Annotated in this window: 13 protein-coding genes; 11 read left to right on the forward strand and 2 right to left on the reverse strand. The window is 73.1% G+C overall.

The features are described from left to right. The first annotated feature begins 950 nt into the window (after positions 1 to 950). The 11 genes from ACZ4Z1_RS06870 to ACZ4Z1_RS06920 all read left to right on the forward strand — a co-directional run bounded on the left by ACZ4Z1_RS06870 (position 951) and on the right by ACZ4Z1_RS06920 (position 12,509). On the forward strand, positions 951 to 1,736 hold the full coding sequence (locus ACZ4Z1_RS06870) for a hypothetical protein (protein ID WP_468485516.1): 786 nt from the start codon (positions 951 to 953) through the stop codon (positions 1,734 to 1,736). 13 nt (positions 1,737 to 1,749) lie between these two features. After that, positions 1,750 to 2,109, forward strand: coding sequence for a nuclear transport factor 2 family protein (locus tag ACZ4Z1_RS06875; protein ID WP_468485517.1), 360 nt, complete (start codon positions 1,750 to 1,752; stop codon positions 2,107 to 2,109). Beyond that, positions 2,102 to 3,163, forward strand: a complete 1,062-nt coding sequence (locus ACZ4Z1_RS06880) for an LLM class flavin-dependent oxidoreductase (protein WP_468485518.1) — start codon at positions 2,102 to 2,104, stop codon at positions 3,161 to 3,163. Before ACZ4Z1_RS06875 ends, ACZ4Z1_RS06880 begins: the two co-directional genes overlap by 8 nt. Next, positions 3,156 to 3,815: a flavoprotein gene (locus ACZ4Z1_RS06885; protein WP_468485519.1), complete on the forward strand. Its 660-nt coding sequence runs from the start codon at positions 3,156 to 3,158 to the stop codon at positions 3,813 to 3,815. The genes ACZ4Z1_RS06880 and ACZ4Z1_RS06885 overlap by 8 nt, the downstream gene beginning before the upstream one ends. Further along, on the forward strand, positions 3,812 to 4,825 hold the full coding sequence (locus tag ACZ4Z1_RS06890) for a phosphotransferase family protein (RefSeq protein WP_468485520.1): 1,014 nt from the start codon (positions 3,812 to 3,814) through the stop codon (positions 4,823 to 4,825). The genes ACZ4Z1_RS06885 and ACZ4Z1_RS06890 overlap by 4 nt, the downstream gene beginning before the upstream one ends. Positions 4,826 to 5,061: 236 nt before the next feature. Next, on the forward strand, positions 5,062 to 5,208 hold the full coding sequence (locus tag ACZ4Z1_RS06895) for an LxmA leader domain family RiPP (protein WP_468485521.1): 147 nt from the start codon (positions 5,062 to 5,064) through the stop codon (positions 5,206 to 5,208). A gap of 153 nt (positions 5,209 to 5,361) precedes the next feature. Then, on the forward strand, positions 5,362 to 6,690 hold the full coding sequence (locus ACZ4Z1_RS06900) for a M16 family metallopeptidase (protein ID WP_468485522.1): 1,329 nt from the start codon (positions 5,362 to 5,364) through the stop codon (positions 6,688 to 6,690). Continuing rightward, positions 6,687 to 8,057, forward strand: a complete 1,371-nt coding sequence (locus ACZ4Z1_RS06905; protein WP_468485523.1) for a M16 family metallopeptidase — start codon at positions 6,687 to 6,689, stop codon at positions 8,055 to 8,057. The genes ACZ4Z1_RS06900 and ACZ4Z1_RS06905 overlap by 4 nt, the downstream gene beginning before the upstream one ends. After that, on the forward strand, positions 8,054 to 9,124 hold the full coding sequence (gene lxmK, locus ACZ4Z1_RS06910; protein WP_468485524.1) for a class V lanthionine synthetase subunit LxmK: 1,071 nt from the start codon (positions 8,054 to 8,056) through the stop codon (positions 9,122 to 9,124). The genes ACZ4Z1_RS06905 and lxmK overlap by 4 nt, the downstream gene beginning before the upstream one ends. A gap of 1 nt (position 9,125) precedes the next feature. Further along, positions 9,126 to 10,088 carry a T3SS effector HopA1 family protein gene (locus tag ACZ4Z1_RS06915; RefSeq protein WP_468485525.1) on the forward strand — a complete coding sequence of 321 codons (963 nt, stop codon included), beginning with the start codon at positions 9,126 to 9,128 and terminating at the stop codon, positions 10,086 to 10,088. A 3-nt stretch (positions 10,089 to 10,091) separates the two neighbouring features. After that, positions 10,092 to 12,509 (forward strand): SDR family NAD(P)-dependent oxidoreductase, encoded by a 2,418-nt coding sequence (locus ACZ4Z1_RS06920; protein ID WP_468485526.1) that lies wholly within the window; start codon positions 10,092 to 10,094, stop codon positions 12,507 to 12,509. A gap of 28 nt (positions 12,510 to 12,537) precedes the next feature. On the opposite strand, the gene ACZ4Z1_RS06925 is transcribed toward ACZ4Z1_RS06920, so the two are convergent. Both ACZ4Z1_RS06925 and ACZ4Z1_RS06930 read right to left on the reverse strand, forming a co-directional pair. Then, on the reverse strand, positions 12,538 to 12,972 hold the full coding sequence (locus ACZ4Z1_RS06925) for a MerR family transcriptional regulator (RefSeq protein ID WP_468485527.1): 435 nt from the start codon (positions 12,970 to 12,972) through the stop codon (positions 12,538 to 12,540). 70 nt (positions 12,973 to 13,042) lie between these two features. After that, positions 13,043 to 13,462 carry a nitroreductase family deazaflavin-dependent oxidoreductase gene (locus tag ACZ4Z1_RS06930; protein ID WP_468485528.1) on the reverse strand — a complete coding sequence of 140 codons (420 nt, stop codon included), beginning with the start codon at positions 13,460 to 13,462 and terminating at the stop codon, positions 13,043 to 13,045. Positions 13,463 to 13,537 lie beyond the last annotated feature (75 nt).

The following is a 13,537-nucleotide window of genomic DNA, read 5'->3' on the forward strand; positions in this document are numbered from 1 at the left end:
AGAGCGAGGGAACACACAGAGGATCTAAGAAAACTTCCAGAGATGAGTCCCTGGCCCTCTTTCGTGGCCCAATGCTCGTGGGGGGGTTCTGCCGGGCCCGGCAGACCAGCCCGACGCGCGTACGGTGCCCCTCCCGGGCTCTCCCGGGAGGGGCAGCGTCGTATCCCCGCTCCGCCGCCGGCGCCGGCTTGCTCATCGCGCGTCGTTCCGGTCACTACCACCTTCCCGCGTCCGATGGCGACCATCCGGTCAAGGGCGAGAACCAGACACGTGCCGCATCTGTCGCGGTGGATGAAGGGGCAGCTCAAGGCCAGGTTCTGGCCGACCCATTCAGACGATCAATGGCGTGAAACCTCCTATCGCTGGTGATCGATCACTTCGTACATTCGCATGGCCGTTCGCTTCCGGGTCTGCTCGGCGGACTCCGTGGCGGCGGCAGCCGGACCGCGGTCCGACGCGGCCGGCTCGGCCATGTGAGCAGGGGGTAATCAGATGGGCCAGACGGGGAAACCCCGACGCGGGCACGGGATACTGCGGCGTACTGAGGCCTGGGGTTCGTAACCCGGGACCGCGCGCTGTGACGGTGCGGATGACGGCGGGCCCGGCAAGCGGCCGCTGACCGGCTTCGCCGGGAAGGACGGCCGCCCGCGGTACTGGGCAAGGGCGGTGCGAGGGTGCTCGCTTCCCTCGATGTCACCTGTCCGGGAGGGGCCTCGGGGACGGGCTTTCGTACGTCCGCGCGTCGATGACGCACTGCCGGACGGCCCGGAGCCCGCTGCTGCGGTGGCTCCCCGGCCGTCCACCGTCCGGCCGTCCCCCGCCACGACCTTCACCTGAATCACCACCAGGCCGCCGGCCTGCACCTGACGTGCGGCGGTCTGCCGGGAACGTGCGGCCGTCCGTGGACCGGTGCACGTGCCGCAGGAACCGGCCGGTGACTCCGGCATCCGGTGTGGACCCAGCGGAACTCCGGATGCGGCGAAAGCGGCGGGCAACGCATCACTCGCAAGGGACAGGAGCTGTCTGAATGGAATGGGTCGGCGGCACGGTGCCGCGGTCACGGTCTCGTGGTGATCTCGGTTCATGCGCGACGGCGAAAGGGCTGTGCCGTGTCGGAACCGGTTGAGGCGTATGAGCGGCGTCCCTCCGGGGCGGCGGTCGTCCGGGTTTTCACCGTGTCCCTCTTCCAGTGGGTGACGCGTCGTCCGGTCCGGAAATCCGAAGACGGTGCGCGGCTGTTCGCACATTCCGCGGCGACGCGTCAGACGATCGTCGTCCTGGCGGTCATGGAGGTTTTCGTCGCCTTCTTCGTGTCCACGATGATTCCGCCCGCGTTCCGCGTTTACCACGCAGTGTTCGAAGTACTGCTGGTCGCGGCCGGATTCGGGGTGGTGGCCGCGCTGGCGCGGCATCCGCACGAGGTGTCCCGGGCCCGACTCGCCCTGCGTACCGGGTTCCTGGGCGACCTGGACCTGCCTCATGAGGCGGTCCGGTCGGCGTCCTACGGGATGCGGACGATCCAGGGGCGGGGGCTGCGCCCCGTACCCGGAGAAACCGGTGGCGTGGCCTGTTCGGTCGGCAGCGCGGTCAATGTACGCATTCACCTCGATCCGCCGGTCGCCGTCGACCTCGGTACATCCGGTGTGGTGCGAGCGACCGCGGTGTACGTGTCCGTGGACGCCACCGGCGATTTTGTACGTGCTGTGAAAGAAGCGTCCGGAGAAGCGTCCCGATAGGGGAAGAGAGAACGTGATCCAGGAAACCACCACGGCGGAAGTCCAGGCCGTGGACCGCCAGCTCGACGCCTACAACCGGCGCGACCTGGAAGCATTTCTGTCCTGTTATGCCGAGACGGCCGAACTGCTCGTGGACGGAGTGGTCGCCGCCTCAGGCAAGGAAGCGCTGCGCGCCGTGTACGCGCAGCAGTTCGCCGGGGCGCAGGTCCGGGCGACGGTCGTCGACCGCCTCCACCTGGGCGCCTGGGTGGTCGACAACGAGCGGGTCGCCGGGGACGGGGTGCCGTCCACGGCCGTGCTCGCCCTCTACCGCGTGCGGGACGGGCTGATCGACCAGGTGCAGTTCCTCGGACAGAGAGCGGCCGATGACTGAGGCGACCGAGGCGACAGAGGCGACCGAGGCGGGCGCCGGCGGGCCCGCTGCGCCGGAACTGTGGCCGAACGGGCGCGCCGGACACGTGTCGGTCTACTTTCCGATCATGCCGGGGCGGCCGGAGTACCTGGTCGGGTTCGCCGAACTCGTGCGGGACACCTCCCTGACGCGCCTGTGGCTGGGGGAGAGCCTGACGCTGGACACCTACCACCTGTTCTGTTACCTCGCCGGCCGGGGCATCAGCGTCCCGGTGGGCACCGCGGTGACCGTCATGCCGCTGCGCCACCCGTACGAGGCCGCCGTGCAGGCACGTTCGGTGGCCGCGATGTCGGGCCGGCCGGTGCTCGCGGGGTTCGGCCCCGGCGGTGTCGACTTCGTCGCCTCGCTGCGGGGCTCGGCGTACCGGAGTCCGCTCGCCGCGAGCCGGGAGTACCTGTCCATGGTGCGCGCCCTGCTGGACGGCGAGACCGTCCGCCGCGACGGCGACTACCACGTACTGCACAGCAGCCTGCCGCCGTTCCCCGACCGGCAGCCGCCCGTCGGCGTCGGTGTGGGCGTCCTCCGGCCGGGCATGGCCCGGGTCGCGGGGGAGACGGCCGACGCCGCCATCACCTGGCTGACCCCGCTGCCCTACCTCCGGGACACCATCCTCCCGGCCGTGCGCGAAGGCGCCCGCGGCCAGGACCGGCCCGCGCCGCGCCTGGTCTCGCTGGTGCACTTCGCCGTGGACCGCCCGGGACGCGACCCGCGGGCTCTGGTACTGGCCGCCAACGGGATGCACCTCGGCTCGGAGCACTACACGGCGATGCTGCGCGGCGCGGGCGTGCCGGCCGACCCCTCGGACCCGGCCGCGGGGGCCGCCGCGCTCGTCGACGCCGGCGTCTTCGTCACCGGCTCCGCCCGCGAGATCGCGGCGCGGGTCAGGGAGTACCAGGCCTCGGGGGTGGACGAGGTGGTGCTCGCCCCGTCCGGCGTACTGCTGCGGTACGGGCTGGACGCGGCCCTGGACGATCTGCGCCTGGTGGTCGCCGAGCTGGAGCGCGGCGATGACTGACCCGGCGCCTCCCGGCGGGACCGGTCCGGTGCCCCCGGCGTCCCAGGAGGACCACGGGCACCAGCCGGTCCTCGCGTTCACGCCGCGCCGGCTGCTGCTGGTGGGTACCGGGGCCATCGGCGTGGCCTTCCTGCCGTACTGGATCAAGTGGCTGCGGCTCGCGCTCCCTCAGGTCGAATGCCGGGTCGTGGTCACCCGGAGCGCGGAGCGCTTCGTGACCCGCGAGGCGCTGTCGGCGCTCAACTCGACGGTGGCGGCGCTCGACGTGTGGCCCGACGAGCCGCGTACCAAGGCCCTGCACGTCGAATGGGCGCAGTGGGCCGAGGCCGTCGCGGTGTATCCGGCGACGGTGGACTTCATCAGCCGCTTCGCCACGGGCCGGGGTGACAGCCCGGCGCTGCTCGCGATGCAGAGCACCCAGGTGCCGATCGGCATCGCGCCTTCGCTGCCGCCCGGCGCGATCCACAATCCCGTGCTGCGCCGGCACCTGAAGGAGCTGGAGGAGCGGCCGAACGTCAGCGTGCTCCCGCCGGAGCGCGGACGCAGCTCCACCACCGGCCGCGACGACGCGTACGTCCCTCCGGAGCTGCCGGGGCTGCTGACCCTGATGGAGCGGAAGCCCGGCCCGCCGGACGGGGTGGCGGACCGATGACCACGCGGGAGCAGCGCGCGCACACTGGCCAAGAGGGGCAGCCCGACCACGAGGAACACCCCGAGCACGGGCGGCTCGTAGCCGCCTACGGGACCCGCTTCACCAGAACCTCCGTCTTCCGTCCTGCGGAGGAGCCGGGCCACCGGTGGGTCAGATCGGGCGGGCCGTCCCGCGCGGCCCCCATGCGGACGCCGCCACCGGAGGCCGTCGACGCCCTCGCCGGACTGCGGACGGGAGCACTCCGTCTCTCCCTGCCCCGGCAGGACGCCGACACGCTCGTCCACCGGGCCGAGGGGGCCACGGTCCTGGCGAAGCTGCTGATGAACCGGCACCCGAAGGAGGCGTACCCACTGGCCCGTGCCCAGCTGAAAGAGCTGGGCACGGCACTCCGGCAACTCCATCGCCTGCCGGCGGGAGGAATCCGTACACCACCGCACACGGGAATTCACCGGCTCGCGCGATGGCTCGCCGGTGCGCCATCCCCTCATGTCGAAGAAGCCACCGCACAACACTTTTTCGAAATGGCCAGGGAGCAGCTGGGTGACGTGCGGTGGAAAACGCTCGAAGAATGGTGCGCCGCGGCCTTGGCGGAGGACGGGGAACGTGTTCTGCTCCACGGAAATCCGGGCAGCGGACTGATCGTTCCCGCGGAGCGCGGGCCCGGCGGCGACCTGCTTGTCGGTGAGGACGTGACCGTCGGGCCGGCGTCCCTCGACACGGGATGGGTGCTGGGCGAGCTGGCCGAGCTGCGGGCAGTCATCCGTTCCAAGGGCGGAATCCAGGCGGCAGAGGCCTGGTCGACACTGGGCCGGGCCTTCCTCGACGGGTACGGCGACGCACTTCCCGCCGCGGCCGGGCAGGCCGCCGTTCTCGGAGTGCTCGCCCACGTCAGGGACTACTGCGCCTTCGTGGGCTGGGACGCGTGGTGGGCGTCCGTCGCGCTCGCGCTCGTCCGTGAGGAGGTCGACGGCGCGGCGGAAAGCATCCTCGTATGGGGTGGTGGGCCGTGATGCCGGGCCGCTGAAATCCGCCGGAGCGCGGATTCCTCAATACGCCGGAGATTCGCCGGGCGGGCACCCCGCTCGGCTCTTCGGCATGCCCGGATTCACGGCGGAAAACGTTTCTCCCGATGGCCACGAAAAAGGCTTCCGGCGAGCGGTCTTCCGGTGATAGAAATTTGTGCAGCGGGCTTCGGGGCTGATTCCGCGGTCCGCTTTACATTTCCTGACGAAGAAAGGGGTGTCCCATGGACGCCGAGAAGCTTTTCGAGGGTTACACCGTCCACACCGACGCCGAGGAGCTGGCCGCCGCCCCCGAGGGTGACGCGCCCGCCACCTCGCCGGTCGTCTTCACCGTCACGGTCAGCCTGGCCACCAAGGCCGAGGGCTGCTGAACCGGCCGGCGCAGTAGCACCGCGAAGAAGCTGAGGCGCCGGCGTCAACTGATCCCGTCAAGTATCGAGTCGACGCCAGCACCTCAGCTCCAAGGATAGAGCGGGGCCGCGGCCATGTGCCGCGGCCCCGGCTCGTTACGGGGAAGAACACCGATGTCCGTTCCGCAACGCCTCGTCCTCGGCAATGGGCTGAGGGTGCTGCTGGACCGCCGGCCCACCGCGCCCGCCGTGGCGGTCAGCGTCCACTACGACGTGGGCTTCCGGTCCGAACCGCAGGGCCGCAGCGGGTTCGCCCACCTCTTCGAGCACCTGATGTTCCAGGGCAGCGCGCAGCACGCCAAGATGGCGCACTGGCAGTACGTCCAAGGGCTCGGCGGCATCGTCAACGGCTCGACCCACCAGGACTACACCGACTACTACCAGCTGATCCCGCCGCACGGCCTGGAGCCGGTGCTCGCCATGGAGGCCGACCGGATGGTCTCCCTGCTCGTCACCGAGGAGAACCTGCGCAACCAGTGCGCGGTCGTCAAGGAAGAGATCCGGCTGAACATCCTCAACCGCGCCTACGGCGGCTTCCCCTGGATCCCGCTGCCCGCGCTGCTCTACCGCACCTTCCCCAACAGCCACAACGGTTACGGGGACTTCGCCGACCTCGACTCCGTGACCGTGGCCGACGCCACCGACTTCTACGGGACCCACTACGTCCCCGCCAACGCCGTGCTGACCGTGGCCGGCGCCTTCGACCCGGACCGCACGGCCACGCTCGTCGAACGGCACTTCGGCGCCCTGCCGCACCGGCCGGCGCCCGCCCCCGTACCGCTCGACGAGCCCGCACCCGCGGGAACGCCGCACGGGCGGCACGCGGACGCGCACGCGCCGCTGCCCGCCGTGGCGGTCGGCCACCGGCTCCCGGACCCGGCGACCGCCCTGGACGCGTACGCGGCGCACATGGTGCTCTGCGAGGTCCTCGCCGGCGGCCCCGCCTCCGGGCTGCACTCCCGGCTGGTACGGGACATGGCGCTCGCCGTGCACGTGGGGGCGGGCTGCGGGCTGTTCAACGCCCTGGACGCACGGGCCCCCGACACCCTGGCGATCGTCGTCACCCACCACACGCACGCCACACCGGAAGCCGTGCTCGCCGAAATCGACGACGTGCTGCGACGGCTCGGCGACACCGGCACCGGCGCGGCGGACCGGCACACGTCCCTCGCCCGCCGCCGGCTCGCCGCCCGCACCCACCGCCGTAACGCCGACCTCCTCGCACGCACCCGCTCCCTCGGCGCGTACGAACTCCTGCACGGCCGGCACGGCCTCGTGGACGAACTGCCCGCCCTCCTCGGCACGGTGACACCGTCCGCGGTCGCCGCGGCGGCCCGGAACCTGCTCGGCGGCCCCCGCGCCGTGCTGCGGCTGCAACCCGGCAGCGCGCCCGTGAACACCCGTACGACGACACCCGAAAACGAAACGGCGCTCACCGGATGACCGGCACCGACCACACCCCGCCCGTGCTGGACACCGTCCTCCCCGGAGGACTGCGCCTGGTGGCCGTACCCGACACGACCGCCCCCTTGGCCGAGATCCGGCTGCGCATCCGCTGCGCCGACGCGGGCGAGGCGCACGCGGCAGCCGCACAGGTGCTCAGCGACGTCCTCCTGCCGGCCACCGCACCGGCGCGCGCGGACGCGGATGCCACCCACTGGGCGGTCGCCGACCTCCTCTGCGCGCGGGACGCCGAGTGGGTGGGCGTCTTCGGCTACACGCCCGCCGACGCGCTGGAGCCGGTGCTGCACGGCCTCGCCGCATGCCTCGCCGAACCTCACTTCACGGACCCCGGCATCACCGAGGCACGCACACGCCTGGCCGCCCAGGTCGGCATCCGGCGCGGCGAGGCCCGCTGGACCGCGATGACGGCCCTGCTGCGCCGCCGCCACCCGGCACGCGCCGTGCCCTACGACATACCCTCCCCGCAGTCGCTGGCGCGCGTCGAGCCCGACGAGGTGCGCGCACTGCACCGCGCCCGGCTCACCCCGCACGGCGCCGTACTCGTCCTCGTGGGGGACTTCCACCCCGGCCGGATCAGCGCGCTGGCCGCGCGCGTGTTCGCCGCCTGGCGAGGCGACGAACACCCGCCGTACACGCCGCCCGTACTACCCGTACCGGCCGGTGAGGTGGCGCTCGTCGACCGGCCCCGCTCCGCACAGGCCGAAATCGTGCTGGCCGGACCCGCCCTGGAGCGTACGGACCCGCGGCGCCCGGCACTGGACATCGCCAACGCCGTCTTCGGCGGCGGCGTCACCTCGCGACTCGGCATGAACGTACGGGAGGACAAGGGCTACGCCTACCTCGCCGGGTCGGCCGTGGAACCCCTGGGCGGCACCCCGGCGACCGTGGTCCGCCTCGCGGCAGGCGAGTCGTCCACCGCCGCCGCGCTCGCCGCGACGCGCGCGGAACTGGCCGCGATGACCACCAGCCCACCCGGCCCGGACGAGATCGCCACCGCCCGGCAGTTCCTCACCGGCCAGCTGCGCACCTCGCTCGTCTCGCCGTCCGCACGCGCGACCCTCCTCGCGAACCTGGTCGCCGAGAACACCGACCCCTCCTGGGCGGACGACTACCCCGCCCGTCTCGACGCCGTCAGCACCGCCGACGTGACCGCTGCCGCCGCCGCGTACTTCACCCCCGACGCCTTCGACACCGCCGTGGTCGGCGACGCCGGGGCGCTCGCCCGGCCGCTGGCGGACGTCCCCGGCGTACGGGTACGGCGCCACGCGGGACTCCACGAGGTGACCGCGGCGACGGACCCCCGCCCGACCCGAACCGCCCGCACCACCCAGGAGGCCGGACGATGAGCGCCGCCAACCGCTACCAGGCCCTCCCCACGGACCTGCGCACCGTGCCGGCCGTCGCACGTCTCCTGCGCCGGCTCGGTCTCGGCACCCTCGACCACGCCGGCGTCGTGTCGCACATCGGCCGCAACGACAACTGGGCCGGCACCACGAGCACCGGCGCCGCCGTCTTCGTCAAACGGCTCGGCGGGCCCCCGGAAGACGTACGGCGGCGACTGGCAGCCGTCCTCGCCCATGAGGAACTGCGCGCACAGGCGGCCGGGACGGCGCTGACCGGCCCGCGCTGCCTGGGATGGAGCGAGGAGGACCACCTCGTCGTCTTCGAACTGCTGCCGGACTCGCGGACCGGCGCGGAACTCGCGGACGACGATGCCTTCGAGCCCGGCCACGCCCACCGGACCGGCGAGATCCTGGGCGTACTGCACGCCCTGGACCCGTCCGGCGCGGTTCCCCTGGACACCGCACCGCCCCCGCTCCCGCCGCTCGCCCACTTCACCGCGCTGCCCCTGGAACGGCACCGGACCGCGAGCTTCGCCGAGCTGGAGCTGTGGCGGCTGCTCCAGCAGGACGAGGAGCTGACCCGAGCAGTACGGCGGCTGCGCGCCGACGAGAGCCGGGCCCCCGCCCGGCCCGTGCACGGCGACTTCCGGCTCGACCAGCTGCTCCTCCACCAGCAGGCGCTCCACCTGATGGACTGGGAGGAGCTGCGGCGCGGCGACCCGGCCCGGGACATCGGCGCCTACACCGGGGAGTGGCTGCACCGCGCGGTCCGCAAACTGCCGGGCGGCACCGAGGAGGACGTCCCCGCGCGCGGAGCACGCGAACTGGCCCGGCTGCGCCCCCTGATCGAACGGTTCCGCAGTGGCTACCGGTCCGTCGGCCGCACCCTCGACAGGGACCTCCTGCTGCGCAGCGCCGGCTTCGCGGGCTGGCACCTGATCGACCGCGTGATGGCCGGCGCCGCCCAGCGCCCCAGCCTGACGCCCGTGGAACGCGCGGCACTGGGCATCGCCAGAACGGTGCTGATCACCCCCGGAGCGGTCACCACGACCCTCGGACTGGAGGACTGACGTGGCGTCCGGAACGACACTGCACCCGCGGGTACGCGCCGCCCTCGACGCCATCGAGGTGGACCCGGAGAAGGGCACCGCCCGCGTCCACGGCACCCTCGTCACCGCCGACCCGCCGCGGGGGCTCCGCCAGGCACTGGCCGACAAGCTGTACGAAGTGCTGCACGCGGGCCTGGACCTGGGGGACACCCTCCGCCCCCGCACCCTGAGCGACCCACCGTTCGAGCGCCTGCTCGCCGAAGCCGTACCGCACCGCGACACCCTGCTGGAACTGCCCGCGGACCGGCTCGGCGGGCGCACGGCCGGCGGCGAGCGCACCGTCACCCTCGACGGGGTGCGCGTCCTGGTCCCGGCGGACGCCGTGACCGAGTCGCAGGGCCGCGCCCTGCTGCGCCTCCCGGCCGGCCGGCCCGCGCTGTCCCCCGGCTTCTTCCTGGTGGACGGCTCCGCGGGGCGCCCGGACGGCGACCACCTCGTCCGCTATTACTTCCACGTCGCGCAGGCGGCGTCGGCCCCCTCGGCCTGGGCAGAGGTGCTGAAGGCGCTCGAAGCGAGCACCGCCCGCTACCGGGCGAAGATCAGCTCGTCACGCCTGTTCTACCCACGCCGGGACGCCCTCGTCGTCTACCTCGACGCACGGGACACACCCGGCGTCGACGTACCCGCCTTCGCCGCCCGGGTCCCCGGCCTCGGGGACAGCACCTCGGTCTTCGCCGGGGAGCTGGCCCCCGGCGTGGCCACCGCCGAGGAACCGTCGGACCCCCGCCCGGGCATGACCCGCATGAGCTTCGGCCAGCACCGCGCCCGGGCCGTGGCCGACGGCCTCGTCGACCACGCCGAGGACCCCGCCGCCGGGACATCCGAAGCGGCCGTGTGCCGCGCACTGACGGCCGCCAACGCGCGCCCGGACGCGCCCTGGCAGAACGCCGGCCGCACGCCGCACCCGAACCCTTCACAGGAGTGACCCATGTCCACGCACACGGAAACCGGGACGCCCGCGACGGCCGGCCGGCGGACCGTACTGATCACCGGCGCGACCTCCGGCCTCGGCCGGTACCTCGCCGAGCGGGTGGCCGCCGACGGCGACACCGTCCTGGTGCACGGACGCGACCCGCAGCGGGTCGCCGCGCTCGTCGACCGGCTGCGCGCGGACGGCGCCACGGCCCGCCCGTACGTGGCGGACCTCGCCCGCCTCCACGAGGCCCGGCAGCTCGCGGACCGGCTGCTGGCCGCGGAACCGCGGATCGACGTCCTGATCAACAACGCGGGCGCCGGCCCGGGCCCCGAAGGCGCCACCCGGGAACTGAGCCACGACGGCCACGAGCTGCGCTTCGCCGTCAACTACCTGGCACCCGTACTGCTGACCCGCGCCCTGCTCCCGGCGCTGCGCCGGTCGCCCGCGGGCCGGGTGGTCAACGTCGGCTCGGCGGCCCAGCTCGACATCGACTTCGACGACCTGGCCATGGAGCGCTTCTACCACGGCTGGGTGGCGTACGGCCGGTCCAAGCTCGCCCTCGCGTCCTTCAGCAAGGACCTCGCGGAGGAACTCGCCGCTGACGGCATCCCGGTCAACTGCCTCCACCCGGCGAACTTCATGCCGACAGCCATGGTGCGCGAACTGGGCACCGACCCGGAGTCCACACTCGAACAGGGCGGCGAGGCGGTCCTCGCACTGACCCGCACGAGGGAAACCGGCGGCTACTACGACGGCGCGGCCCCCGCCACCCCGCACGAGCACGTCCTGGACCCGGACCGCCGCCGTACCCTGCGCTCGGCGACGGAACGGCTGCTGGACGCTCACCTGGACAACGCCCCGGCCGCCGCGGACGACCTGCCCGCCGCGGCGGGCTTCCGGGCCTACGTGGAGCACATCGTCGACGCCCTGCACAGGGCACCGGACCGCGAGGTCCTCGTCCACGGCCAACGGCGCATCACGGCAGCGGAACTGCGCGACCTGGTCCACCGCATGGCACACGCACTGGCCGCCCAGGGCCTGGGCCGCGGCCTGACACTGACCGTGCTCGGCGGGAACCTCCCGGAGGTGATGGCCGCCCGCTACGCGGCCCACCTGGTCGGCTGCCAGGTCAACCACGTCAACGGCGGTCTGCCGGCCGAGGTCCAGGCCGCCATGCTGCGCGACGTGGAGACCCACACCCTGCTCGTCGACCCCCGGTGCGCGGACCAGGCGGCCCGGCTGGTGGCGCTGCAACCGGTGCACAGGGTGCTCTCGCTCGGCCCCGCCGACCTGCCGGCCGCGGCCGACCTGCTGGTGCTCGCCGCCGATCAGACGGCGCAGCCCTTCACCGGCCGGGCCCGGCCGCAGGACGTCTGCGCCTTCACCTACACCGGGGGCACCACCGGGCGCCCCCGGGCCGTCGCGGCCACGTACGAACAGGTCGGCGACCTCTTCACGGACCCGCCACGCGGCACCGACGTGCGGCCCCGTGCCCTGATCTGCACCTCGCTGGCCTACTCGGGAGGGATGCTGGCCGACAGCGTGCTGCGCTCGGCCGGCCTCGTGGTGCTGCACGACACGTTCGACGCCGGGTCCGTCCTGGCCACCGTCGAACGGGAACGCGTGGAGTACCTCTTCCTCCTGCCGCCCCTGCTCTACCAGTTGGTGGACCACCCCGACTCCGCGCACACCGACACCTCCAGCCTGCGCGGCATCGTCTACGGCTGCTGCCGTTCCTCCGCGTCCCGGCTGGCCGACGCCGTACGCCGCTTCGGCCCGATCCTCGCCCAGTCGTACGGCCTGAGCGAGGCGGGCGGCATCAGCGTGCTGGCGCCCGAGGACCACGACCCGGACCGCCCGGACCGGCTGGCCTCCGCGGGCCGGGTCCTGCCGTGGGTGGAGGTGGCGATCCGCGACGAGAACGGCCGGGACCTGCCGGCCGGTGAGCGCGGGGAGATCTGCGTACGCTCCAAGACCGTCATGCGGGAGTACGTCAAGCACCCCGAGGCGACCGCCGACGTCCTGCGGGACGGCTGGCTGCACACCGGCGACATCGGTTTCCTCGACGACGAGGGGTACCTCACGGTCGTCGACCGGCTGAAGGACATGATCAAGGTCGTCACCGAGCACATCTGCCCCGGAGACCTCGAAGAGCTGCTCGACTCCCACCCCGGAGTACGGCAGAGCGCCGTCTTCGGGGTCCACGACGCCGACAACGTGGAGCGGGTGCACGCCGCCGTCGTACCGGTGCCGCACGGCGGAGCCGACGCCGACGACCTGCGGAAGCTGGTCCGCGACACGTGGGGCCCGGTCTACGAGCCGGTCAGCGTCGCCTTCCTGGACGAACTGCCGCTGACCGCGGCCGCCAAGCCGGACAAGCGGCGTCTGCGCGAGATGGCCGCCGAGCGGCACCGGCGGTCCGGCGCGTAAGGACGGTCGCCGTACGCGCGCCCCTGTCTCAACGCGCTGCCGTCTGTGCCACTTCCGAGCGCCCCGGGCAGCCCGCCCGGCCGGCGGTGTCGGCCGGGCCGGGCGGCCGGCGGAGCTCGGAGAGCCGGTCGAGGAGCTGGTCGCGTACGGCGACGAGGTCGTCGATGCGCCCCTGGAGCAGCGCGAGGCGCTGTTCGAACAGCGCGGCCTTGGGCGCGGGGTCGGCGCAGGCGTGCGCGCCGGTCAGCTCGTCCCGCAGGCAGCCGTCGATCAGACGCAAGTCGTCGGTGGTGAGGCCGGAGGCCAGGAGCAGCCGGATGTTCCCCACGGCGCGCACGGCTTCGTCCCCGTAGGTGCGGTAGCCGTTCGCGGACCGGTCGGGGCGCAGCAGACCCTGCTCCTCGTAGTAGCGCAGGGCGCGGGTCGTCGTGCCGGTGGCCCGGGCCAGCTCCCCGATGCGCACGATGGGGCTCCTCCTGACAGGTGGTTTCGTGGTTCCGGGAGGAGCGTAGACCTTGCCGTGGGCGGGGCGGTCACGAGCGGGCGTCCCACCGGGTGAGCACCAGCACCGGAATGCGCCGCCCGGCCCGCTCCTGGAAGTCCGCGAACTGCGGGTCGGCCGCCACTTGCCGCGCCCACAGCCGGTCCCGGTCCGCGCCCACGGCTTCGGCGGCGCGGGCCCGGTAGGTGCGGGTGCCGACCTCGACCGTCGCCACGGGGTGGGCGGCCAGGTTGTAGTACCAGGCCGGCGCGGTGGGCGCGCCTCCGTTGGAGGCGAAGACGGCAAGCCGGTTCTCGCCGTCCGGCAGGTAGACGGCCGGGTTGGTACGCGGCAGGCCGGTCTTCGCCCCGGTGGTGGTCAGCAGGAGCAGCGGCTGCCCTTCGAACATGCCGCCCACGCGGCCCTGATTGGCGCGGAACTCCTCGATGACGCGCTGGTTGAAGGCGTTCATACGGCCCTACCTTCTTGAGTGCGTCCCAGGAGTTCGCGACTCTGGGGTCGCGCGGGTGGGGCAGGGAAGCCGGCG

This window comes from Streptomyces sp. NPDC030165 (assembly GCF_055573595.1).